Source organism: Deinococcus metallilatus, assembly GCF_004758605.1.
Classification (GTDB): Bacteria; Deinococcota; Deinococci; order Deinococcales; family Deinococcaceae; genus Deinococcus; species Deinococcus metallilatus.
This window is the reverse complement of sequence record NZ_CP038510.1, coordinates 496,372-519,938: the sequence shown is the minus strand read 5'-3', so window position 1 is coordinate 519,938 and position 23,567 is coordinate 496,372. Positions and strand designations below refer to the sequence as shown.

At 68.2% G+C, this 23,567-nt stretch carries 18 protein-coding genes; 8 read left to right on the top strand and 10 right to left on the bottom strand.

Translation table 11 applies throughout. The features are described 5' to 3' along the window. Positions 1 to 68: 68 nt before the first annotated feature. Positions 69 to 1,340, bottom strand: coding sequence for a S8 family serine peptidase (locus E5F05_RS02270; protein WP_244944445.1), 1,272 nt, complete (start codon positions 1,338 to 1,340; stop codon positions 69 to 71). A gap of 850 nt (positions 1,341 to 2,190) precedes the next feature. Between E5F05_RS02270 and E5F05_RS02265 the strand changes: the two genes are divergently transcribed. After that, a complete protein-coding gene (locus E5F05_RS02265) occupies positions 2,191 to 3,141 on the top strand; it encodes a tyrosine-type recombinase/integrase (protein ID WP_146719853.1) in 951 nt (316 codons plus the stop codon). A gap of 336 nt (positions 3,142 to 3,477) precedes the next feature. Next, positions 3,478 to 4,332, top strand: a complete 855-nt coding sequence (locus E5F05_RS02260) for a MurR/RpiR family transcriptional regulator (protein ID WP_146719852.1) — start codon at positions 3,478 to 3,480, stop codon at positions 4,330 to 4,332. A 153-nt stretch (positions 4,333 to 4,485) separates the two neighbouring features. Here E5F05_RS02260 and E5F05_RS02255 read toward each other — a convergent pair whose 3' ends face one another. Continuing rightward, positions 4,486 to 5,001 (bottom strand): endonuclease V, encoded by a 516-nt coding sequence (locus tag E5F05_RS02255; RefSeq protein ID WP_184117645.1) that lies wholly within the window; start codon positions 4,999 to 5,001, stop codon positions 4,486 to 4,488. Positions 5,002 to 5,107: 106 nt separating this feature from the next. Here E5F05_RS02255 and E5F05_RS02250 point away from each other — a divergent pair, with 106 nt between their 5' ends. Next, on the top strand, positions 5,108 to 7,861 hold the full coding sequence (locus tag E5F05_RS02250; protein ID WP_184117646.1) for a chemotaxis protein CheB: 2,754 nt from the start codon (positions 5,108 to 5,110) through the stop codon (positions 7,859 to 7,861). Between the two features lie 20 nt (positions 7,862 to 7,881). Here E5F05_RS02250 and E5F05_RS02245 read toward each other — a convergent pair whose 3' ends face one another. The 8 genes from E5F05_RS02245 to E5F05_RS02210 form a co-directional block, all read right to left on the bottom strand. Then, the gene (locus tag E5F05_RS02245) at positions 7,882 to 8,907 is read right to left on the bottom strand and encodes a sensor histidine kinase (protein WP_244944478.1); all 1,026 of its coding nucleotides are present in this window, start codon (positions 8,905 to 8,907) and stop codon (positions 7,882 to 7,884) included. A 432-nt stretch (positions 8,908 to 9,339) separates the two neighbouring features. Then, positions 9,340 to 10,371, bottom strand: a complete 1,032-nt coding sequence (locus E5F05_RS02240; RefSeq protein WP_146719849.1) for an SIS domain-containing protein — start codon at positions 10,369 to 10,371, stop codon at positions 9,340 to 9,342. Then, positions 10,368 to 11,495, bottom strand: a complete 1,128-nt coding sequence (gene nagA, locus E5F05_RS02235) for an N-acetylglucosamine-6-phosphate deacetylase (protein ID WP_244944477.1) — start codon at positions 11,493 to 11,495, stop codon at positions 10,368 to 10,370. Before nagA ends, E5F05_RS02240 begins: the two co-directional genes overlap by 4 nt. A gap of 659 nt (positions 11,496 to 12,154) precedes the next feature. Continuing rightward, entirely contained in the window at positions 12,155 to 12,892 is a 738-nt protein-coding gene (locus tag E5F05_RS02230; RefSeq protein ID WP_184117661.1) for an ABC transporter permease, read from the bottom strand. A gap of 118 nt (positions 12,893 to 13,010) precedes the next feature. Further along, on the bottom strand, positions 13,011 to 13,223 hold the full coding sequence (locus E5F05_RS02225; protein ID WP_146719846.1) for a TOBE domain-containing protein: 213 nt from the start codon (positions 13,221 to 13,223) through the stop codon (positions 13,011 to 13,013). 54 nt (positions 13,224 to 13,277) lie between these two features. Continuing rightward, a complete protein-coding gene (modA, locus tag E5F05_RS02220; protein ID WP_146719845.1) occupies positions 13,278 to 14,036 on the bottom strand; it encodes a molybdate ABC transporter substrate-binding protein in 759 nt (252 codons plus the stop codon). An 8-nt stretch (positions 14,037 to 14,044) separates the two neighbouring features. Further along, entirely contained in the window at positions 14,045 to 15,178 is a 1,134-nt protein-coding gene (locus E5F05_RS02215; RefSeq protein ID WP_146719844.1) for a substrate-binding domain-containing protein, read from the bottom strand. Between the two features lie 185 nt (positions 15,179 to 15,363). Beyond that, entirely contained in the window at positions 15,364 to 16,647 is a 1,284-nt protein-coding gene (locus E5F05_RS02210) for an amylo-alpha-1,6-glucosidase (RefSeq protein WP_146719843.1), read from the bottom strand. A 410-nt stretch (positions 16,648 to 17,057) separates the two neighbouring features. Between E5F05_RS02210 and E5F05_RS02205 the strand changes: the two genes are divergently transcribed. The 5 genes from E5F05_RS02205 (at position 17,058) to E5F05_RS02185 (ending at position 23,438) form a co-directional block, all read left to right on the top strand. Further along, positions 17,058 to 18,284, top strand: a complete 1,227-nt coding sequence (locus E5F05_RS02205; RefSeq protein ID WP_146719842.1) for an ABC transporter substrate-binding protein — start codon at positions 17,058 to 17,060, stop codon at positions 18,282 to 18,284. A gap of 406 nt (positions 18,285 to 18,690) precedes the next feature. After that, positions 18,691 to 19,566, top strand: coding sequence for an amidohydrolase family protein (locus E5F05_RS02200; RefSeq protein WP_146719841.1), 876 nt, complete (start codon positions 18,691 to 18,693; stop codon positions 19,564 to 19,566). 1 nt (position 19,567) lies between these two features. Continuing rightward, positions 19,568 to 20,455, top strand: coding sequence for a carbohydrate ABC transporter permease (locus E5F05_RS02195; RefSeq protein ID WP_146719840.1), 888 nt, complete (start codon positions 19,568 to 19,570; stop codon positions 20,453 to 20,455). After that, entirely contained in the window at positions 20,448 to 21,320 is an 873-nt protein-coding gene (locus E5F05_RS02190) for a carbohydrate ABC transporter permease (RefSeq protein WP_146719839.1), read from the top strand. The genes E5F05_RS02195 and E5F05_RS02190 overlap by 8 nt, the downstream gene beginning before the upstream one ends. A 186-nt stretch (positions 21,321 to 21,506) precedes the next feature. After that, positions 21,507 to 23,438 carry a putative bifunctional diguanylate cyclase/phosphodiesterase gene (locus tag E5F05_RS02185; protein ID WP_146719838.1) on the top strand — a complete coding sequence of 644 codons (1,932 nt, stop codon included), beginning with the start codon at positions 21,507 to 21,509 and terminating at the stop codon, positions 23,436 to 23,438. Positions 23,439 to 23,567 lie beyond the last annotated feature (129 nt).

Here is a 23,567-nt window from a genome sequence, read left to right as displayed (position 1 = left end):
TATAAAAAAGAAGGACGGATGGGGCTGGCCTATCCGTCCGACGCTGTCCGCTTCACGCGGCTGAAGGGTTACGGGATGACCGTCGCCTTGGCCGCCTTCAGGAACTTGCTGATGTCCAGCCGTCCCTTGCCCAGCATCCCGGCATAGTTCGTGTTCAGGTTGGACGAGTAAATGGCGTTGTTCGCATTGTCCCTGAGCTTCCTTGCCAGGTCGGGTGGTAGGGTGGCCAGTTGTCCGGCCGCCAGCGCCAGGCTGCCCGTGACCATAGGGGCGGACATCGAGGTCCCGCTCCAGGCCCCGAGCATGCCGTCGGGAGCCGCCGCATAGATGGACACGCCGGGAGCCACCGTCTCCAACTGCGTGGCGTAGTTTGAGAAAGAGGCTTTGCGGTCAGTGCTGTCCACACTGCCGACGCTCACGCTGTGGTCGCCCACAGCACCCTTGCCGTCCGCGTCCATAGCCGGGTAGGTCAGCCTGTTCAGGTTGTTGTTGCCCGCCGAGGACACAACCATAACGTTGCGGCCAGCGGCGTAGGCAATCGCTTGCTGCACGGCGTCCACCCTCTCGTCGCTACCCAGGCTGAGGTTGATGACCTTGGCGCCCCTGTCGGCGGCGTAGCGAATGGCGAGCGCCACGTTGGCCGCGTCGCCCGAACCGTCCGGGCCGAGAACGCGAATGGGCAGGATGGTGGCGGCAGGGGCGACCTGCAAGACGATGCTGGCGACTGCCGTGCCGTGCCCGTAGCCGCCGACGCCGAGCGTGCCTTCCTCCTGCGGGATGTTGTCGCCGTCCACGTAATCCTTGGCGTTGGCGAGATCGAGTGCGCCCACAAAGGCGGGGTGCGTGAGATCGACACCGGTATCGATCACGGCGACCTTGACCCCCTTGCCGAGATTGGGCGCCAGGAGCTGAGCGTACTGAAGGTTAATCTGAGTGAAGGCGGCGGTATTGCCGGGGACGGGGGTGTATTGACCGCCTGACCACACGCTCATGGAGCCGCCGGACCAGACACTCATCGAGCCGCCTGACCACACGCTCATGGAGCCGCCCGACCACACACTCATCGAACCGCCTGCGCCGAACACGTTCAGATTCGGCTCCGCGTCGGCTTCGAGGGCGAGAGCCCCCACATGGCTGTGGTTGAGCTGCTTGGCAGAAGCGGCGTCCATCCCGATCAGGGCGTACCCGGCCTCCGGATCGAAGGCCATCACGCGGCCGTGATAGGTGGCCTCCAGACTGGCGGCGGTTGCACCCGCCTGGGGATGAACGCTGAGGACGTAGGCAGGTCGGTAGACCTGTGCCTGGGGGGGCGCGCTCGCCTGCTGCCCGCAGCCGACCATCAGGGCTACGGTGCAGAGACCAACGGCTGCCTGGAAAATTGCTCCTTGTTTCACTGAACTCCTTTCAAGGCAGACGCTCCACGCTTCACGTGAGCAGGTGCCCGAGCACATTCTATACATGACGTTATAACAACTTTCTAACATGCGAGGTAGAAGCTGTCCACCCCTGGCAGAGCACGCCAGCAAACTCTCGCTACGCAGGGGTATTTGTCCGCCGCAGGCAACATGTTTGGGTTTCTCGGGCTTCTGAGAAGAATCCCATTCGCATGAAGGCGACTGGGTCCGTCAGCTCACCGGCAACAGCTTGGAGGGGGGGCGCTGGACAGGTGAATTGATTCTGGGAGAAGGCTGTGCGGTACAAAGCCGCCTACTGAAGCCCTTCTGTTATGTAAGCGCCGTATTCTACGTCTGCTTTCGCAAATGAACAGAAATTGTGTTCTGCTGGACGCCGTCCCAGACGGCATTAAAAATACCTTCCTCACAGGAGGGCCAGGAAGGGGCCTCGGAAATGTTCTGAGGGGTCCAGGTTGGGTCGGCGGTCTACGCTGAGTATGGTTTCAGGCGGGAGAACCTTCAGCAGTTGTGGTCCGGTGAGGTGGACGTGTTCCGGGTCGGCCGGGGCAGCACAGTCCCACAGGGGTTGTCGGGCTGGGCGCCGGGGAGAGCCCTGACGGCCGTTCCCGCTGGAGGGTCAGTCCAGGGGGCGAGTTGGGGAGCCAACTATTCACACTAATCGCTCTTAGTTTCAAAAGTGAGAGAAACCGGCTACACTGCCCGGCATGGTGACCCCCGATGTCCGCCTCCCGCCGTCCTCGCGGTTGCAGGTTCGTCCGCTGCCCCCGGAGGCCGCGTGACTCTCGTCCGTTCGGAGGACCGGCTGGCGCTGGCAAATCTCACCGACCAGGCGCTGCGGGTCCGGGCGGTGGAGGCGGCCAGCACCTACGACACCGAGACGCTGGTGCAGGTCACCTGGGCGTACATGACCACCGCCAGCCGCCAGGGTGCCCGGACGAGTCGGAAAACGCTGGACGCCTACGCGCTGGCCGTGCGGGATTTCGTGCCGTGGGCGCACGAACACGGCGTTCAGCTCCTGCGCCCGGGGCGGCGCGACGGCGGACGGTACGTGGCGCAGCTCCAGACCCGGCCTTCACAGGGGCGCGGACGGCAAGGCCAGCTCTCGGCCGCGACGGTCGCGCAGTATGTGGCGGGGGCGCGGGCGCTTTACCGGGCGCTGCGCTGGGCGGGCGCGACGGAAGCGCAGCCCTTCGAGGACGCGCACGTGCCGCCCGATCCCACGCCGGGCATCGTCAAGAACCCGCCCTATCTGCGCGAGATCGACGCGGTGCTCGAACATTGTGAACCCCGGCTCGCGGCGCTGCTGCTGCTCTGCGCCCACGCGGGCCTGCGGGTCAGCGAGGCGCTGGCCGTGAAGGGGACGGACCTCCAGGGCGCGCGCCTCACGGTGTCCGGCAAGGGGGGAAAGGTCCGGCGCGTCCCCCTGGGCAAGCGGGTCCGGGCGGCGCTGGCCGGGCTCTCCCCCGCCCGCGCGGACGGCTCCCTCTTCGACTGGACGTACGCGCAGGCGACGTACCGGATGCACAAGGCGTTCCGGATGGCGGGGCACGGCGGCGCCTGGCGCGGCTTTCACGCGGCCAGAAAACACTCGGGCACGCGGCTCTACAGCGCGACCCGGGATTTCACGCGCGTCGGGCTGTTTCTGGGACATGCCTCGGTGGACACCACCCGCCGGTATGTCGCCGTGGCGGACGACGACGTGCAGAACGAGGTCGAGGACTTCTGATCCCGGGGCCGCCCGCCGGGGCGGAGGCATCGTCTGCCCCTTCAGAGGAATGCCCTGCCCGTCCGTCCCGGGCGCCAGTCACCCATCGTGGCGAGGTCCGGGCTGATGACACGGAGCCTGCGGGCGTGAGGGAGGCCGGTGCTGCCCCCAGCATCCCGCACTCTGGATGGGCATGAACAAGGTGCTTGAACCCTGCCTGCTGCCCAGCAGATCGTTTCGTGCTGGCCGCTCCAGCGAGAAAACAGAAAACGATTCTCTTCTCCAGGCATACTTGACCAAAATAATTTTTAGAGAGTACGCTCTGCCCATCACCTGTTGTTCCGCTCAGGAGTGCCCGTGACGCGAACTGTCCTTCCTCCCGCCAACCCGGGCGGCGCTCTTGGCCGTCTCCGTCAGCAGGCTGCGCCGCTCTCGCCCACGCTGCAAAGGGTCGCCGAGCATGTGATTCGCCACGCCGAAACTGTCGTCCATCAGACCATCACGGAGCTGGCGACGAGCGCGGGCGTCAGCGAGGCCACCATCACCCGGCTGTGCCGCAAACTGGGCTTTGCCGGATTCCACGCCTTCAAGATCGCGCTGGCCTCCGACGTGGCGAGCCGGGAGGCTCTCCCCGCCGATGACGGTAACCTGGACCCCACCGCCCGCCTGGTGCGCCACACCTGCCGCACGCTGGAGGACACCGCCCAACTGGCCCACCCGGCCGTGCTGGAGAGCGTGGCGCAGGCCATCGCCCGCGCGCCCCGGGTGAACCTGACCGGCCAGGGCAACAGCGGCCTGGTCGCGCAGTACTTCGCCCACCGCCTGATGCGGATCGGGATCACGGCCATCGCCTACACCGATCCGCACATCGCGGCCGTCAGCGTCAGCACGCTTCCCCGGGGCGGCGTCGTGATCGGCGTCTCCAGCAGCGGCAGTACCATCGACACCGTGCAGCACCTGCGCCTGGCCCAGACGCACGGGCATTACACCGTCGCCCTCACGCACCGCGCGAGCAGCCCCATCACCCGCTACGCCAGCGCCGTCCTCTTCAGCGCCGCGCAGGAAGACCCCCTGACCGACGCCGTGCTGTCCACCCTCAGCAGCCAGACCCTGATGCTCGAACTGCTATACGCGGCGGTCCTGGCCCGCCGCCCCGAGGCGCACGCCATGCTGCGCGTCACCGCCGAGTCCGTCGTGGAAAAGAAGTACTGACCCGCCCCTGCAAACGAGAGAGTGATGAACAAGCTGCGGCTGGTCGCCTTCACCACCGGCCCCCTCGCTGGCACCGCCGCAGCGGACGGCTGGGCTTGGCGTTTGTTTCCGCGTCGCTGCTGACGTAAACCCTTCAATACGTCGTCGATTCACTCAGGCCGTGCGGGAAAGCTGGTCGACCTGGCGCAGCAGCGTCGGCAGGCGGTACGCCCCGTGCATCTCGCCGATGTGTTGGGCCGCCGTTTCAGGCCTGATGCCCACCGCCGTCACGTACAGGGGTCGTCCGCTCTGACCCCGCCGCACGGCGACCGCCGGTGCTCCCCGAAAGGCCGTCTTCGCCACGCCAATCACGGCGACCTGCCCTCCCAGCGCCCCGTACAGGTGGGCACCCAGACCGGGCTGTCCCCCGGCATCCAGCCAGACATAGCCGTCCACAATCACCACGTCCACGAGGTGGACGACCTGACGCAAGGGCGCGAGCAGGCCCGGCAATTCCCGGCGGTAGAACTGGCCGGGCACATAGGGGGCCACGGGGGCGACGCGCTCAATGAGGGCTCGCGTGGGTTGGGCGCTGGTCCACTGCTCGAACAGCAGACAGGCGGAGACGGCTTCCTGCGCCCGGTAATCGACATCCACACACGCTTTCAAGGAGAGGTGCTCCGCCGTCATGTCCTGATTCTCGTTGCTGGCGGCGGCAACGCTAAAGACCCGTGGGTGCTCCTGAACCCAAATGCACACAGCCGCAGCATGTGCGTCTCTAAAATGCACCCCAGCTATGTCTGCACGTCCCGACTCGAGCGCAGCACCCTTCGACGTGCTGGCCCTCCTCCCCCCGGCTGACGGGACGGGGGCGCTGCCCGCGGTGCTGGCCGACCTGCCCACCGATCTGCCCGCCTCGGTGCTCATCGGGCCGTCCCTGGGTCGGGAGGTCCCCCTGGTGGAGTTCCTGCGCCGCCACACCCCGCTCCCTGTGGACTGGGCCGCGAACGGCGCGGTGCTTCAGCCGGGCCACGTCTACGTCAGCCCGCCGCGGATGCTCTTGGAAGTGCGGCCCAGTGGACGCTGCGCCGTCACGCCGCCGGAGGGTGAACTGCGTTCGGAACGCCCGCTCGACCGGCTGCTCGCGTCGCTGGCCGTGAGCTTCGGCCCGCGCGTGCTGGTGGTGATCCTGGCGGGGCCGGGGCAAGGCGGCGTGATGGGCGCGCGCGCCCTACGTGGCGTGGGCGGGACGGTGCTGGTGGGGGACCCGGCCACGGCTGACCCCGCCGAACTGTTGCGCGCGGTGGCCGAGGCTGGGGTGGTGGACCGGGTGTTGCCGCTGGGCGACCTGGGCCGCGCCATCGCCGACCTGCTGGCGGGCCGGGGCCTTCTGCCACCCGGCGAGGCCGCGAAGGTTTCGAGCGAAAGCGAAGGGCAAGCATTCCTGCTGGCGCTCAGCGACGCCCTGCGCCCCCTGGTCGACCCGGTCGCCGTGCAGGGCGAGGCGTGCCGTCTGCTGGCCGAGCAACTGGACGTGGACCGCGCGTACTACGTCGAGGTGGACGAGGCGGCGGGCGTCGCGCGGGTGGCGCGGGACTGGGTGCGGGGCGGCGCGCCCTCGCTGGCGGGTGAACACCGCATTTCGGACTTCGGCTGGTCGGTGGCGATCCTGCGCCGTGGGGAGGGCCACGTCATTGCCGACACGCAGACCTCGGACCTCGTGCCCCCACAGGACCGCCCCGCCTCCGCCGGGCTGGGGATCATCGCCTGCATGGGCACGCCCCTGATCAAGAAGGGGCGGCTGGTGGGGGCGCTGTGCGTCACGGCCTCGCGCCCGCGCGTGTGGCAGGAGAGCGAGGTGAAGCTCCTGCGCGAGGTGGGCGAGCGCATCTGGGCGGCGGTGGAGCGGGCGCGTGCCGAGGACGCGCTCCGCGAATCGGAAGCAAAATATCGCACGTTGTTCGACTCAATTGACGAAGGCTTCCACATCGCCGAACTGATCCATAACGAGGTGGGCAAAGCGGTTGATTACCACATTCTGGAAGTCAATCCCGCCTTCGAGCGGGTGACGGGTTTCGAAAACGCGGCGGGCAAGTTGGGCAGCGAGATTTCGCCGAACGCCGAATCGTATTGGCTCGAAACGTTTGACCGGGTGGCGCGGACGGGCGAGCCGCAGCGTATCGAAGCCTACAATGACGACACGCAGCGTTGGTATCTGGCTTACATCTCGCGTGTCGGCGAGGCAGGCAGCCGTCAAGTCGCCAGCGTCTTTGACGACATCACGGAACGCAAACGCCGCGAACTGAACACCGCCCTGCTCGACGAAATCGGCAAGAAGTTATCCATCCTGTCCACGCCGGACGAGATTATACAGACGGTCGGCGCGCGCCTCGGCGAATTCCTGCAAGTTTCGGGCTGCATTCTTGCGGACGTTGACGAAGCCAAAGGCGAAACCGCCATTCATTACGGCTGGAACACCGCAGACGTTCCCAGCCTCAGGCAAACCTTTCGGCTGGCGGATTATTTTACCGAAGAATTCACCCGCGCCAGTCGCGCTGGCGAAACGGTCATCGTCCGCAACACCGCCCGCGACGAACGCACGAACGCGGAGGCTTGCGCCCGGCTGCAACTCGGTGGCTTCGTCACTGTTCCATTTCACCGGCACGGACGCTGGACGGCAAACATTACCGTAACGAGCAGAGAGGCGCGCGATTGGCGAGCGGACGAAATCCAGCTTTTGCAGGAGATTGCGAGCCGCGTTTTCCCGCGCATCGAACGCGCCCGCGCCGAGGAAGCGCTGCGCGTGCTGAATGCCACCCTCGAAGAGCGGGTGGAGGAACGCACCCGCCGCCTCGCCGACCTCAACGCCGAACTGGGCACCCTGATCACCCGCACCGCCCGGAACCTCGAAGTCCCGGTGGGCTACCTCAGCCGGTTTCTGGACCCTGGGCGCCCGGTGGACCTCCTCGTGGAGCTGCCGCCCCACGCGCCCTCCGCCCTTCAGGACGAGCTGGCGCGGCTCAGGGGCGTCTCGCAGGACCTGCGGCAGCTCGCCCGGCTGGAGGACCAGCACCTGAACCGCGACCTGCTGCCGCTGGGCGAGCTGTTTGCGGAGGTGCGGGCCGCTGCGGCGGGGAGCCGGGCCGAGTGGTTGATTCAGCCTCTCCCCATCGTGCGGGGGGACCGGGCGCTGCTGCGGCAGGCCCTGGAGGTGCTGCTGACCTTCACGCTGAGTGAGACGCGGGGCGCGCGGTACGTGGATGTCAGCAGCCAGGAGGTCGAGGGCGAGGTGTGGGTGACGGTGCAGGATGACGGGATCGGGCTGACCGGGGAGGAGGCGGCCACCCTCTTTGACCTGGTGGTGCGGACCGAACAGGCGGTGCCGCTGCTCCCGGGCAGCGGGCTGGTGCAGGTGCGGCGCATCCTGGCGCGGCATGGCGGCTGGGCCTGGGCCGAGGCCCGGATCAATGGGGGCCGGGTCGTCCTCGCCTTTCCCCGTGACGAGTCTGTGCGCGAACTGGAGGCCCTCTTCCGGCAGGATGAACGCTGAGGCTGCCCAGCGGGGCCGGGTTACGTTTCCGCCGCACTCCTGGGGAGGGCCAGCCAGAAGGTGGCCCCCTGGCCGGGCCGTCCCTCGGCCCACACCCGGCCACCGTGCCGCAGGGCGAGCCGCCGGACCAGCGCCAGCCCCAGGCCAGGCCCCCCGAAGTCCTCCTCCCGGTGCAGGTGGCCGAAGGGGGTGAAGAGCCGTTCCCGGTAGCGCATGTTGAAGCCGATCCCGTTGTCCTCGACGAAGAGCGCCAGCTCGCGTTCCAGTTCCCTGACCCCCACGTGAATCCGGGCGGACGCCGCCCCCCGGGTCGCCTTCAGCGCGTTGGTCAGGAGCTGGGTGAAGACTGTCTGCAAGGCGCCCACATCCCCGCGCACCACGGGCAGGGGGTCGTGGGTCAGGTGCACGTCCCGGCCTGCCCATTCCGGGGACAGCTTCCTGACCACCGCCGCCAGCACCCGGTTCAGATCCACGGACACGAACTTCAGCCGTTGTCGGCTCGCGCTGGAGAAGAAGGACAGGGCGCGCATGTGGGCCTCGAGCCGGTCTACGGCATCCAGAATCCGGCCCGTGGCCAGGGCCTGCTCCCCGGCGGGCACCTCCGGTTGGCGGTGCGGCGGCTCCGCGCAGGCCCGGATGCGCCTCAGCGGGCCGTCCATCTCCTGCATCACGGCGGTCACGAAGGACTCCAGCTCCTGAGTGACTTCCTGCACCTGGGCGGCGTGCCGCTCCACCTGGCTTTCCAGGGCGTGCTGGACGCGGAGCAGTTCCTCCCGCGCGGCCCGCCCCGCGCTGATATCCATGAACGTCAGGCGGCACACGTCCCCTTCCGCCTCCGCCTCGATCTGGGCGTGAAAGGGGGAGCCTCCCTGCCGCAGGAGGGGAAGTTCGACCCGCACGGGTCCCGGCTGGCCGAACACCTGCCGCAGGAACAGCGTGAGGGTGCTGGCATGGGCTGAGGGCGTCAAGGAGGAAAAGCGGCGGCCCTGAAGGCGGGCGCGTGGCAGGCCCAGGTCCGACCCCGCCCGCAGATTGGCGTCCCGGATGGTCCCCGCCTGATCCAGCAGGAGGTAGGCGACCGGCGCGCGCTCGAAGAGAACCCGATCTCGCCCCTCGGCGGGCGGAAGCTGGGCGTGGGGGATGGCGGGCAGGTCGTCGGAGATGGTTTCACCCCCAGGGCTGGAATCGCGGAGTCACCGCCAGGCGGCAACGGTGCGGGAAAGGCGAGGTGGATGGACTGGCCGGGTGTCGCCAGTCTAACAGAAGGATTCATCTTGCGGTCAGCTTGTGCTGGTTCGTGACAGGGCCACCGCAAGCGCCGCCACGCCCGACCCACGCCGCAGCGGCCGCACAGGCCCTGATCAGCGGCGAGGCGCCCGGTCACCTGCCGCTGGCTGCGGCTGGGGTCGTGTAGCCGAACGAGACAGATCAGAAGCCCACCGCCCTGGGCTGAGGGCTCGGGGTGCCTGCTGTCCCCGTCAGCGCGTCTTGGTGACCTTGCTGAGCAGCGGTGGCGCGTCGGGGTCGAGGCCACGGTGCAGGGCCAGGTGGGCGGCGAACAGGTAAAAGGCCAGCGCACTGGGCACCGGGTCGGTCAGGGCGTGCCCGGTCTGGGGCGTGGTGAGGGTGCTGTCCACTGCCGGGCCGATAGTCCGCAGGTCCGCGCCGCCGCTCGACAGGTCGGCATAAGCGCGGGCGGTCGCGGCGGCGGCGGCGTCAGCGGACGTGAAGCCCAGCAGCGGCACCCCCTCGGCCAGCAGCCGCTTTGGGCCGTGGCTGAATTCGGCGGCGGAATAGGCCTCGGCGTGGATGCCGCAGGTTTCCTTCAGCTTCAGCGCCGCTTCCTGCGCCACGCCGAAGTGCAGGCCCCGTGCCAGCACCAGCAGATTGTCCGCGAAGCGGTAACGTTCCGCCAGGTCGCGGGCCTGGTCTTCCAGGGACAGCGTGCGCTCCAGTGCTTCGGGTAGTTTCTCCAACGCCTGCTTGAGCGTGGCGTCCCCCGTCAATTCCGCGACCACCGGCAGCAGGGCCGTCAGGCTGGCGAGGTAGCTCTTTGTGGCGGCCACCGCCCGCTCCTCGCCGCAGCGCAGCGGCAGCACGAACTCGGCCTCGCGGGCCAGGTCGCTGTCCTCGACATTCACCAGAGCGACGGTGGTCGCGCCGCCCTCCCGCGCCATGCGGACATTCTCCACGACATCGGGACTCGCGCCGGACTGCGAGACGGCGATCACCAGCGCGCCGCGCAGGTCCAGTTGCGCCCCGTAGAGGGTATGCACGCTCGGCCCCAGGCTGGCGACCGGCAGGGCGAGCTGGGTTTCCAGCGCGTACTTCAGGACGGTGCAGGCGTGGTCACTGCTGCCGCGCGCGACCGTCACGGCGTAGGGCGGGCGGCGTTCGCGGATGGCAGCGGCGAGGGCGTGCACGGCCCCCGCGTTCTCGCGCGACTGGCGGCGGACGACCCGGGGGGCCTCGCGCGCCTCCTGCAACATCAGGGGGTCGGACAGCGTCATGGGGTGTTCTCCAGCAGGGGAAGTCCGGCCACGTACACCTGAACGACGTTCAGGTCGCGGTCGAGGACCGTGAGATCGGCCCGCAGGCCGGGTTCCAGGCACCCCCGGTCGGTCAGGCCCACAGAAGCGGCGGGCGCCGCACTCAGCATCCGGCTGACCTCGGGAAGGGGAATGCCCGCCCGCACGGCATTTTTCAGCGCCACGTCCAGCGTGAGGACGCTGCCCGCCAGCGAGCCACTCTCCAGGGTGGCGCGTCCATCCCGCACCGTTACAGGCTGCCCACCCAGCTCGCTCTCGCCGTCGCCCAGTCCGGCCGCGCGCATGGCATCGGTCACGAGCACCACCCGGCCCCGCGCGGCGGCGTGGGCGAGCCGGAAACTGGTGGGATGGACGTGGATGCCGTCCAGAATCACCTCCAGAAAGGCGTGTGGGTCGGCCAGCAGGGCGCCGGGGGGACCGGGCTGGCGGCCCTCGATGCCGCCCATCGCGTTGAAGAGGTGCGTGGCGCAGGTTCGTCCACCCGCCGAATGAACCGCGTCCAGCAGGGCGGACACCATCTCCGCGTCGGCCCGCGTATGACCGATGCCCACGCGGACGCCTGCCTGGGCGAAGGTGAGGGCCGCCTCCCACGCGCCTGGCAATTCCGGCGCGAGGGTGACCGCGCGGACCACGCCGCTGTCCAGCACTTCCGCCACGCGGTCAGGGGTAGGCAGCGTGGTGTGTGCTGGCTGCGCGCCCAGCCGCTGAGGGCTGATGAAGGGGCCTTCCAGGTGGGCACCGATCACGTCTGCACCGCCTACCACGCCTCCAGCCTCCATCACCTCCCGCACGGCCTGGAGGGCAGCCAGCACCTTTTCCCAGGGGTTGGTGATGGTGGTGGGGAGCAGGGTGGTGGTGCCGTGCCGCGCGTGCAGGCGGGCGAGGGTGCGGATGCCTCCGGGGCCGTCCATCGTGTCGCCCCCTCCTCCGCCGTGGACGTGGGTGTCCACGAACCCCGGCAGGATGAACACGTCCTGTGGAGCCTCCGCCTGGGGCATGACCGCCTCCAGCGTCCGGCCAAAGTGGAGTTCACCCGGCACGACGCCTCCGGGCAGCACCAGTTGCCCGCGCAGCGTGCGGCTCACGCGCCAGGCTCCAGCCTGGGCAACAGCTCGCGGCGGGGCAGCGTGGGGACGCTCCTGCTGGCCCCGGTGATCCACCGGGAAGTTCCGGTCGCCCGCGCCGCAGGGAGGGGCGAGGACACCGGGCCTCTCCAGGCGGGGGCCAGACATTCGGGCAGCATTCGGACCAAGCGAATCCTCCAGGTCGCCGCAGCGACAGGATGAGATGCCTCAACAATAAGGTGAAAATTATTTTTGTCAAGGTGGGGAGCGTTGAAATTAATTGCTGGTCAGAGGGCAGCGAGCGGTGAAGGGGCAACCGAGAGGCTCAGGAAGAGGGGGTCCGGGTTGAGCAGCAGTCAACACCTTCTTCGCGCGGCTTCCGAAGGCAGAACCGACAAGCTGTGGAGCGGCCTTTCGGGAACTCCCTCTGCTCTAGGACGCTTGATGTGCAATAGCAAACTCATCGTCCCGGACAGGTTCTTTTGCTCCCTCTCCCGTAAAGGGAGAGGGTTGGGGAGAGGGGTGGCAAGCGCAGCTTGCCCTGGTGCCAGACGAGAAAAACAGTTCTGCGCGCCCTGTTCGCCTGACCTGTAATGCACATCAAGCGTTCTATGGGAGCGGGGCGACCCTGGCGGACGTGTCGCCTCCGGCAAGGGAACCCGGGCGCCCGCCTCGCCCAGTCAGCCCCCGCGCCGCGCCGCCAGGCCCCGCACGAACAGCAGCACCGCGAACGCCAGGAGGACCATCACGGCCGAGAGCACCAGGGCCGGGGCGAGGTCCGATTCCAGCGCCGAGTAGATGGCGAGGGTGATGGTGCGGGTGCGGCCCGGCAAGGACCCCGCAAACAGGATGGTCGCCCCGAACTCCCCCAGCGCCCGCGCCCAGGTCAGCACCAGTCCCTCCAGCAGGAAGGGAAAGGCCAGCGGCCAGGTGATGAACCGGAAGACCCGCAGGCGGTCCGCCCCGTCCGTGAGCGCGGCCTGCTCCACCTCCCGGTCCACCGCCATGAAGCCCGCCCTGGCCGTCCGCAGGTAAAAGGGGGCCGAGGTGAAGAGCTGCGCCAGCACCACCGCCGCCGGGGAAAAGGCCAGGCTGATCCCCGCCAGTTCGAGGGGCGGTCCCAGCAGGCCACTGCGGCCAAAGGTCAGCAGCAACCCCACCCCGGCCACCACCGGGGGCAGGACGATGGGCAGGTCGAGCAGGGTGTCGAGGACCGCCTTGCCGGGAAACTCGAAGCGGGCCAGCAGGTAGGCGACCGGGGTGACGAGCAGCACTGTCAGCCCCAGCGTGGTGGCGGTCGTCCACAGGCTGACCCGCAGGGCGTCCAGCACCACCGGGCTGAGCAGGGTGGGCAGGAAGCCCGCGCCCAGCCCGCGCCCCAGGACCACCAGCGTCGGCAGGAGCAGGAACAGCGTCATCAGGCTGCCCAGCAGCAGCGGCGCCACCGGCAGGCGGGGACGGCGCACTGCGGACCGGGTCGGTTCGGGGGAGGCCTGACGCCTCCTGGTCAGACTCCAGCTCATCGGGCCGGTGGGCCTAGTCGTCCACCGCGATCATCACGTCGCTGGCCTTGATGACGGCGTGGGCCACCTGGCCCTCCGCCAGACCCAACCGTTCGGCGGAGGCGCGGGTGATGGTGGCGGTGATCTCGGCGCCGCCCTCGACCTGGAGGGTGACTTCGGCCTCCACGTCCCCGAGCTTGAGGGACGTGACCTGACCTTGCAGGGTGTTGCGGGCGCTGATCTGCATGGGACGCCTTCTTTCGTGGAGGAGGGTGGGGAACGGCGGAACTGTTGCCCGACTTCAACGGGGGGCCTGAAAGCCCCACTTCTTCAGAATCTGCTGGCCCTCGGGCGACAGGACGTACTGCACGAACGCCTGCGCGGCTTGCGGATTGGCGCTCCCCTTCAGCACGCCGATGGGATAGGTGGCGCTCTGGTTGAAGCGGGTGGGCAGCGCGATCACCCGCACCGAGGGCCTCAGGGCCGGGGTCACGTCCGTCACGTACACCACGGCGGCGTCGGCCTCCCCGAGCTGCACCTTGAGGGCCACCTGCCGGACGTTGGGTTCCTCGCTCACGACGTTCTTCAGGACATGGGCGGAGAAGTCCTTGCCGTAGGTGCCGGACCGGTCGATGGCCGCCAGCATCCGCCGGGTGTAGTCCCCGACCGGAACGTTCCTGTCCGCGATGACGAGTTTGACCCCCGGTGCGGCGAGATCGGGCAGCCGGGCCACCCTGGGGTTGTTCCTGGGGGCGATGACGGTGAGCTTGTTGCTGACAAACGCCTGTCCGGGTGTGACCAACCCCTTGTCCACCAAAGGCGTGTACTGGGCTGCGTTCGCGCTGGCGTACACGTCGGCCTTCGCGCCGTTCTCCAGTTGGGTCCGCAGCGCCTGCGACCCGGCAAACTGGAAGATGGTCTTGTTCCCGGTTTTCGCGTCAAATGCCTGGCCGAGTTCGGTAAAGGCGTCGGTCAGGGAGGCGGCGGCGAACACGGTGAGGTTGGCGGCGGACGCCTGCCCCAGGGTGAGCAGGGCGAGAATGAAAGCGACTTGGCGCATGAAGCCTCCTAGGTGGTGTGCCAGCGTTCTCCGGCATGGGCGGGGTCGTAGCCGCCCAGCAGGGCCAGGTCGGCGCGGAAGGCCGCGGTCCGGGTGACCTCGATCAGCGCGGTGATGCCGGGGTGGAGCAGGTGCTCGTCGGGCACCACCAGATCGAAGCGTTCGACCTGCACCGGCACGAAGTCCAGGCCCAACGCCTGCGCGGCAGACCGTGGGCCGGGCGCAACGTCTGCCCGCCCGGCGGCCACCCGGCCCGCTGCCTCCAGGTGGCTGTGCACCTCGTCACCATAGCCGGGGAGGGCGCGGCGCCCGGCGAGCGTGACGCCCTCCCGGCCCAGCCAGGCGTCGAGCAGCAGGCGGCTCCCCGCGCCCGCTTCCCGGTTGACCAGGCGCACGCCTGGCTGGAGGAGATCGGCGGGTCCCGTGACGCCCCGGGGGTTGCCGGGCGGCACGATCAACCCCTGTTCCCAGGACCAGAGGGTGAGCAGGTGCATGACCTGCCCCGGGAACAGGCGTTCGACGAAGGGCAGGTTGGACTGGCCGGTTTCGGCGTCCCAGAGGTGGATGCCAGCGGCGTGCGCCTCGCCCCGGGTCAGGGCCTCCAGGGCCGCCAGGCTGGAGGCGGCGCGCCACAGCACCCTCACCTCCGGCGCGTGCTCCGCCGCGTGGGAGGTGAGCAGTTCCAGCGACGGGTCGCACCCGACGAGCACGGCGGTGCGCGGCAGCCGGTCGGGTGAACCCAGCAGCTCGACGTGCACTTCACCCGGTTCGGCCTGTTCGCCCACCGCCGGGCGGACGACACCATCGGCCGTCTGCCGGAAGCCCGGGGTGCCGCTCAGCGGAAAGGCCAGCAGGCGCTCCCCCACCTGGGCCAACTGAACGCGGGTGTCTCCCGTCACAGTCGCGCAGAGGGTCGCGGTGACCCCGGGAGGGACGAGGGTGAACAGCTCATCCACGCGGCAATGCAGCGCCTGGGCAAGCTGGAAGGCGATCAGCGTGCTGGGGGGATAGGCCTCGGTTTCGATCTTGTGCAGCGCCTGCCGCGAAATCCCGACCCGCCGGGCCAGTTCGCTGGGCCGTAGATGCGCCCGTTCCCGCAAAGCCCGAACGTGCGAGTGGAGGGTGACGGGTGGGATGGTCACCCCCCGAGCGTAAAGTAAAAGCGGCAACTCGTCAAGCAGAAGCTACGATAGGGATGGGGCCTGGGGGTTCATGTTTCCTGGGGGTTCAGGCAGCGGCGAACCTGCCTTCCTGGGATCGCCGGGTCAGGCAAAGTGAAGTTGCCAGAACCGCCGCAGGCCAGTTCGACGCCCCGCCGGACGACGCCTTACCCGCTGGCCCCCGCCCAGGGGTCACCGCTCCTGGGGGGGCAGGGGGGCAAGAGAGGCGCCTCGCCCCGCCGCAGCGCATGGTAGGCGCAGAGATACATGCCCGCTGACCAGGCCTGGAGGGGGTGGCCCATCGGTCGCCCGGAGCGGCCGTGCAGCCACTCGTTGAATTCCCAGGGGCGGGTCCGGCCCCGCTCGTTCGCGTCGGCCAGGGCGCGCAGAGCCTCGTGCGCCCGCTCGCCACGTCCCGCGTGGTGCAGGGCGAGCACGTAGAAGCCGCCCAGAAACGGCCAGATGCCGCCGTTGTGGTACTGGTCGGGGAGGTTGAGGTTGCGGCTGCGGTAGTACTCGCGCCAGTCGCGGTCGCCCGGGTAGATGGGCGGAAAGAAGGCCTTGAGCGGCGCCGGGGCGTCGGTGCCAGCCGCGTGCGCGTAATCGAGGATGCTCGCCGCCTGGGCCTCGTCGGCAATCCCGAACAGGATGGCGAGCATATTGCCGAAGCCGTCGAAGGTGTCCCCGAACTCCCGGAAGCCCGCCCACGGGAGGAAGTACGGTTTCTCGGTGAGGGTCCCGGTGTGCTGATACAGCAGGAACCATTCCAGCCGCAGGGCCTTGAGGGTTTCGAGCTGGGCGCCGAAACGGTGCCCGTCCCACGGGCGGTCAAGCCACAGCAGCAGGTTCACCTTGCGGCGCACGTCGTCGGCGCGGGCGAGGTGGGGGGCCGGGTCCTCCCCCAGCGCCGCCGCGAGCCGGGAGGCCGCCTCCAGCGTCCCCACGTACAGCGCGTTGGCGTACAGGGTGTTGTAGCGGGTGGCGTACAGGTCGGCCCAGTCCGCCGCCTCGGGCGCCTCCAGCAGCCCGCAGCCGTTCATGTCCTGGTAGCGCAGCCAGGTCAGCGCGGCCCCGATGCGCCCCCACTGCGAGCGCAGGTAGGCGTCGTCACCCGTGTGGCGGTGAAGGGCGTAGTGCCCCAGCACGAACCACAGGTTGGCGTCGATGGCGCCCGCGTTCTCCGTGGTGACCTGTCCGCTGCGGGTGTCCACGTTCAGCGGGATCATGCCCAGTTCACTCTGGTGCGCGCCGAGCGTCGTCAGGCTGGCCCGGCTGGCTTCCAGCAACGCCGCGTCGCCCGTCAGCAACGCTCCCAGCGAAGTGATCGGCGCGTCACGTGCCCAAACGTGCGGGTAACCTCCCGCGAGCGCGCTCGCCTTGAGGCCCAGCGGGGAGGCGCAGGCCCGCAGCACCTCCACGGCAGCTTCGTAGGCTTGGTCGATCTTGTCCATCTGGACCTCCGCTGCACGTTCGGCTGACGCGCGGCCTGACGTGGGAGTCGTTCCGCAAAGCGGGCGCGTCCTCGCGTCCGGGAGGAACAAGGGCTTGACGTGATCTTGTGAGGAGAATAACATTTATTTCCCTTCCTTAACCAGAGGCTCGTGGGTCCGTCATCGCGCGCAGGCGTACAGGAGTCGGCCGTGAACACCGCGCAACAGGTTCTAGCTCCTTCCCGGGCTCACGCGCCGAGCTGGCCCGGGGCTCCCCGCGCCGTACCCCGGATAGGCCGCTGGAGGGTCGGCTGTCCAGATCGGCCTCGCCCTGCGGATGGCCGCCGCGCGGGAACTGTGCGGCACGCCGGGCACACCCGTGAGCGCCTGATCCCCGCCTTCCACCGTCCCTTCCGGACAGGAGGTTTGCCATGTGCAAGTTCTGGTTCGCGGCCCTGACCGCCTCGCTCGCCCTCGCCTCGCCCGCGCTCGCCAAGACGACGCTGGTGTTCTCGTACTGGGGGGACCCGGCGGAGCTGCCGCCCTTTCAGGAGATCACCCGCAACTTCATGGCCGCCCACCCCGACATCGAGATTCAGGTGCAGCACGCGCCCTGGTCGGGGTACTGGACCAAGCTCGACGCGCAGCTCGCCGCCAAGGCCGGACCCGACGTGATGTTCATCACCAACGTGCCGACCTACGCCAGCCGGGGCCAGCTCGAACCGCTCGACGCCTACATCGCGCGCGACAAGTTCCCGATTGGTCAGTACAACCCCGAGTTTCTCAAGATTCACCAGTACAAGGGCAAGCTCTACTCCATCCCCCGCGACAACGACACGATGGTGCTGTACTACAACAAGGACGCCTTCGACCAGGCGAAGCTGGCCTATCCGACCGCGAACTGGCGCTGGAACGACCTGCGGAATGCCGCCATGAAACTCACCCAGCGCAGCGGCAACCGGGTTACGCGCTACGGGCTGGTGCTGGAGAACAACAAGTGGCCCACCTTCGTCTACCAGAACGGCGGGAAGGTCTTCGACGATCCCCTGAACCCCACCCAATACCTGCTCGACCAACCCAAGGGGGCGCAAGCCATCCAGTTCCTCGCCGACCTGATCAACAAGGACAAGGTGGCGCCCGCCTTCCAGGAGATGGCGCAGATCGGGGACAGCACCCAGCTTTTCTCCAGCGGGCAGGCCGCGATGGTGATGACGAACGCCGCGCGCCTAACCACCTTCAAGACCGCACCCTTCAAGTGGGCGGTCGCGCCCCTGCCCGCCGGGCCGACCGGCCTGCGCGCGAACACCGTGGGCGGCGCGGGCTTCGGGATGAACGCCAACAGCAGGCACAAGGCCGAGGCGTGGACCTTCCTGAAGTACCTCGCGGGGCCCGAGGGGCAGGCCATCTTCGCCAAGGCCGGGGGCGCCGTCCCCGCCATGAACCGCAACCCGCAGGTCCGCGCGGCCTTCAACGTGCCCTTCAAGGACGTGTTTCTGGCCGAGAGCGAACGCGGCGGCGTCTACCCCAGCTTCGCGTCCTATGTGCAGATCACCAACACCCTGCTCAACCCCGCGCTGGACACCGTCTGGAACGGGGAAAGCACCGCCAGCGCCGCCCTCGCCAAGATCGCGCCGGACGTGAACAAGCTGCTGAAGTGAGTGTCCTGGCAGACGATCACGGCAGGTTGTGCGTCTATTTTTCGGGGCCGCTCTGGCCGTTTACCCCCACCCGGCCTCCCCCCTCAAGACGCTTGATGTCCAGTAGAAACTTGCTGTCTGGGAGGGGCTTTTTGCTCCCTCTCCCCTTGCGGGTGACTCGCAGAGCCGCGAAGCGGAGGGTTGGGGAGAGGGGTGGCGGGCGAAGCTCGCCCTCGTGCCAGATGAGGAAAATGGTTCTGCGCGACCTGCCCGCCCGTCCTGCATTGCACATCAGGCGTTCAAGGGGGAGGGGCAAAAGACACAGCTCCACGTATTCGTGTCGTCGTTCACCAGTCGGGAACTCGGGTGCTATGTCGGACGTGCGGTGCCCGGTTCCCCCGCTCCTGTCCCAAGACCGGGAGGCCCCTTGAAGATCATCGACGCGCATGTGCATTACGGCCACTGGGACCGCCTCTTCACGCGGAACGCCGAGGCGGGGTTCCTCGACGAACTCGCGGACGTCTGCGCCGAGGTCGGCATCGTGAAGGTGGGGCTGCTCGCCAACCCGGGGCGCGGGAACGATGCGCTGGCCCGCGCGCTGGAAAGCCGCCCGGACCTCGTGCTGGCGATGGGGCGGCTCGACCTCGACCGCGACCCGGTGAGTCTGGTGGAGGACTTCTACCAGCGCGGCTTTCACGGCATCAAGATCATTGGCGTGAGCCGCAACTACGACGACGCGGCCTACTTCCCCTATTACGAACTGGCGCAGGCGCGCGGGCTGCGTATTCTCTTTCACACCGGCATCCTGGGCGGCCCGGTAGACTACCTCGTGGGCGACCAGGAGGACGCCTGGAAGGCCCCCCCCGAGGGCGCCGAGGAGGAGGCGCTGGTGCAGCGGCTGGGGCGGGAAATCCGCGCCCGGCCCTACGGCTTTTCCAGCGCGCGGATGCAGCCCATCTACCTCGACACCATCGCCTTTTACTTCCCGGAAATGTTCATCATCGGCGCGCACCTGGGCTGGCCGGACTACCGCACCGCCTGCGCCATCGCCCGCTGGCGGCCCCGGCTGTACTTCGACGTGAGCGGCGGCGACGTGGTGCACCACCACATCGTGGAGGGCGGATACATCGGGCGGGAGATCGCGCCGCGCAAGCTGGTGTACGGGAGCGACAGCGACCTGCGCCGCATCGCGGGCGACGTGGCCCGCTGGCGCGCCGCCTTCACCGACATGGGGCTGAGCGAGGCCGAGCAGGAGCGCATCTTCTACCGCAACGCCGCCCACATCTTCGGCCTGGAGGCCTGAGATGTCCCGCCGGATGGCCGCCGCCGAGGCCCGCAGCGCCTGGCTGTTCCTGGCACCCAGCCTGCTGCTCTTCCTGGTGTTCGTCCTGCTGCCGGTCCTGGCCGCCTTCGGCATCTCGTTCACGCGCTGGGACCTCTTCACCGCCCCGCACTTCGCCGGATTCCAGAACTACGCCGACCTGATCCTGCGTGATTCTCTCTTTCATAAGGTCCTGGGCAACACCGTTCTGTACGTGCTCGGCACCGTGCCCGCGCAGATGGTGCTCGCCTTTCTCATCGCCCTGCTGCTCAACCGGCGGGTCTGGGGGCAGACGGCCCTGCGGGTGATCTACTTCCTGCCGGTGGTGTCCTCGACGGTGGCGGTGGCCTTGATCTGGTCGTGGATCTTCAACAGCAACTTCGGGGTGCTGAACGCCTTTCTGGGGATGATTGGCGTGCAGAATCCGCCCGCGTGGCTGAATTCCTCGCGCTGGGCGCTGCCCGCCCTGATCATCGTGGCGATCTGGCAGGGCCTGGGCTACTCGATGGTGCTGTTCCTGGCGGGCCTCCAGGGCATCCCGCACGAGGTCTACGAGGCGGGCGAGATCGACGGCGCGGTGGGGTGGCGCAAGCACCGCTACCTCACGCTGCCGCTGCTGTCGCCCACCACCTTCTTCGTGACCATCGTGAGCCTGATCGGGTCGTTCCAGGTCTTCGACCTCGCCTTCGTGATGACCCAGGGCGGCCCCGCGAACGCGACGAACACCATCGTCTACTACGTCTACCAGAACGCCTTCCAGTTCTACCGGATGGGCTACGCGAGCGCCGCCGCGATGATCCTCTTTGCCATCATCCTGATCCTGACCCTGATCCAGTACCGCTTGCAAGACCGCTGGGTGCACTATGACTGACGTGCTGGAACGCCCGGCGGCCGTCGTCCCGCCCCGCGCCGTCACCTCCGGCGTCCTGAACTGGCTGGTGTTCCTGCTCCTGCTCGCCGGTGCCCTGGCGATGTGCGCACCCTTCGTGTGGATGCTCTCGACGAGCGTCAAGCCGCCCGCCGAAATCTTCCGCTACCCGCCCACCCTGCTCACGTCCGACCCCCAGTTCGGCAACTACGCGCGCATCTTCGGGGTGATTCCCTTCGGGCGGCTGATGCTCAACAGCCTGATCGTGTCGGGGGCCGTCACGCTGCTGCAACTGCTGGTGTGCAGCATGGCCGCCTACGCCTTCGCCCGGCTGCGCTTCTGGGGCCGCGACGCCCTCTTTTTGCTGTACCTCAGCGCGCTGATGATCCCCTCGCAGGTCACGCTGATCCCCAACTTCATCCTGATCCGCGACCTGGGGTGGATCGACAGCTACGCCGCGCTGATCCTGCCCTTCGCCTTCAGCAGCTTCGGGACCTTTCTGCTGCGCCAGGCGTTCCTGACGGTGCCGCGCGAACTGGAGGAGGCCGCGCGCATCGATGGGGCGACGTACGCCCAGGTGTTCTGGCGGGTCATGCTGCCGCTGGTGCGGCCCGCCCTCGGCGCGCTGGGCATCTTCACCTTCATCGCCCAGTGGAACAACTTCCTGTGGCCGCTCATCACGACGACCCGGCCCGAGATGGCCACCCTGACGGTCGGCCTGAGCACCCTGCGGGGCCAGTACAACACCGACTGGGCGCTGCTGATGACCGGGAGCGTGCTCGCCATCCTGCCCATCTTCGCCGTGTTCATCGCCGGAAACCGTGCGTTCATCCGGGGCATCACGTCCGGGGGTTTCGGCGGGCGTTGAAGGGGGAAGGATTGCCGGGTGGGGGGAGAGCCGCGGCGTCTGAACCGGCCACGCCCAGCCTGAGCCGCAAGGGCGGCGGACCGGCGTCTTGACCTGGCGGACCTACCCCCGTTGCGCGGGTGCGGGTTCGTGAAGAATTTTCTTGTGTTTCCCGCGCTTTCCTGCTCAACTGAACGGCACGGCGGCATGACGAGATTCCGGTGGCGGGAACAACTTGAGCGCGCGGCGACGGCCCACCCGGTTTCGGGTGAGGATGGCTGGCGCAGGAGCCTCCTCGTCGCGCTGCCGTTCGCCATCCTCGCCTTCGTGCTGGGAGCGATCCTCGATCCCCTGAGCGGGCAGCGGACCCGCCTGGACGAGGTTGCTTATCCGCTGCTCGCGTTGGGCCTGACCGCGTTCGAGCTGACCTTGCTCCTGCGGCGTGACCGCACGAGCCTGGTCGTGTTCGGCATCATCACGGCGTCCAGCACGTACTTTCTGACCAAGTTCGTGTACGTTCTGTTCCTGGTCCCTCCGGGGACATCGATGCAGGCCGAGATGACCGAAACGTTTTTTTGGGTGCCTGCCCTGTACGTGCTGTCGTTCTTTGTGCCGGACGTGCGCTCCGGGCGCACGGTGGCCTACGTGTTCTTCGGCACGACCCTGCTCCTCAGCGCGGCGTACGTGGTCACCTCCTGGGGGCCGCACCTGAATTACGGCGTGGTCTTCGCGTTGTCGCAGTACAACCTCGCCAATCTGACCCTGCTGGCCCTGACCGGCGCCTTTATCGGCTTCAAGGAGCGGGTGGTCCGCGCCGAGGCCCGGGCGGAGACGATGCAGCACCTCGCCTTTACCGACCTGTTGACCGAGTTGCCCAACCGCTTGCAGTTCAATCAGTCGCTGGAGCGTGCCCTGGAGGAGGCGGCGCACTCGAACCGGCGGCTGGCCGTGCTGTTCGTGGATGTCGACGGGTTCAAGCTGATCAATGACACGTTGGGGCACGAGGCCGGGGACGAGTTGCTGGGAGTCCTGGCCGAGCGGTTCCGGACGTTTGGCACCGGGGGAGCCATGACCGCGCGCATCAGCGGCGACGAATTTGTGGTGGTGCTGTCCGACCTGGGGCGGGAAGAGGCGGTGCGCGCGGCCCGGATGCTGCTCAGACAGCTCTGCGCGCCGCTGGTCCTGCGCGGCGCGGTGATGAATATCACGGCGAGCGTGGGCATCAGTGTCTTTCCCGAGGATGGGCAGGATGCCGGGACGCTGCTGCGGCACGCCGATGTGGCGATGTACCAGGTCAAGAGCACCGGCAAGAACGGGGTGCGGCCGTACACCCCGGACGTCGACGCGGAGGTGGAGCGCCGCAAGCTGCTCGAGCGCGACTTGCAAAACGCGCTCGGGTACGGTGAGTTTCACCTGGAGTACCAGGGTGTGTACGACCTGTGTGACGGCAGGCTCGTCAAGGTCGAGGCGCTGCTCCGCTGGCGGCACCCGCAGCTCGGTCTGGTGTCCCCGGCGCAGTTCATTCCCCTTGCCGAAAGCAGCGGCGCCATCGTGCCCATCGGCACCTGGGTTCTCCGCGAGGCGTGCGCCCAGTTGCGGCGCTGGCACCAGCGCACAGGCCAGGTGTTCAGGCTGGCCGTGAACGTCGCGCCGCTCCAGGTCGCGCAGCCGGACTTCGTGAACATGGTCGAGGCCGCGCTCGCCGATGCGGGTGTGCCAGCGGACCAGCTCGAACTCGAGTTGACCGAGGGCGCCGTGCTGGGCAACTTCGGGGCGGTGCAGCAGACGTTGTGCGCCTTGCAGCGACTGGGCGTGACCCTGGCCATCGATGACTTCGGCACCGGGTACTCGTCCCTGTCGTACCTGCGCGACCTGCCCATCAGCACCATCAAGATCGACCGCTCGTTCGTGCGTGACCTGGGGTCACCCCGGCGCACTCCGCAGTACGCGCTCGCGTTGATCGAGGCCATCCTGACCATCGCGCAGACGCTCGACCTCGAGGTTGTGGCGGAGGGCATCGAGACGCACGCCCAACTGGCCATGGTCCGTGCCCTGGGGTGCCAGTTGGGCCAGGGATTTTACTTTGCGCGGCCCATGCCACCCCATGAACTGGAAGCGCACATCCAGCCGGTCCGGTAGCCAGGCGGGAGTGGGGCCAGGCTTGAGGGAAAGTCGTCCGGTTGGATTAAGGAAACATTAAAATCCGGAATGCGCCCGGCAGCATATAAAGATGCTCTGCTCAACTTCGTTAAATAACGCACAACCTCG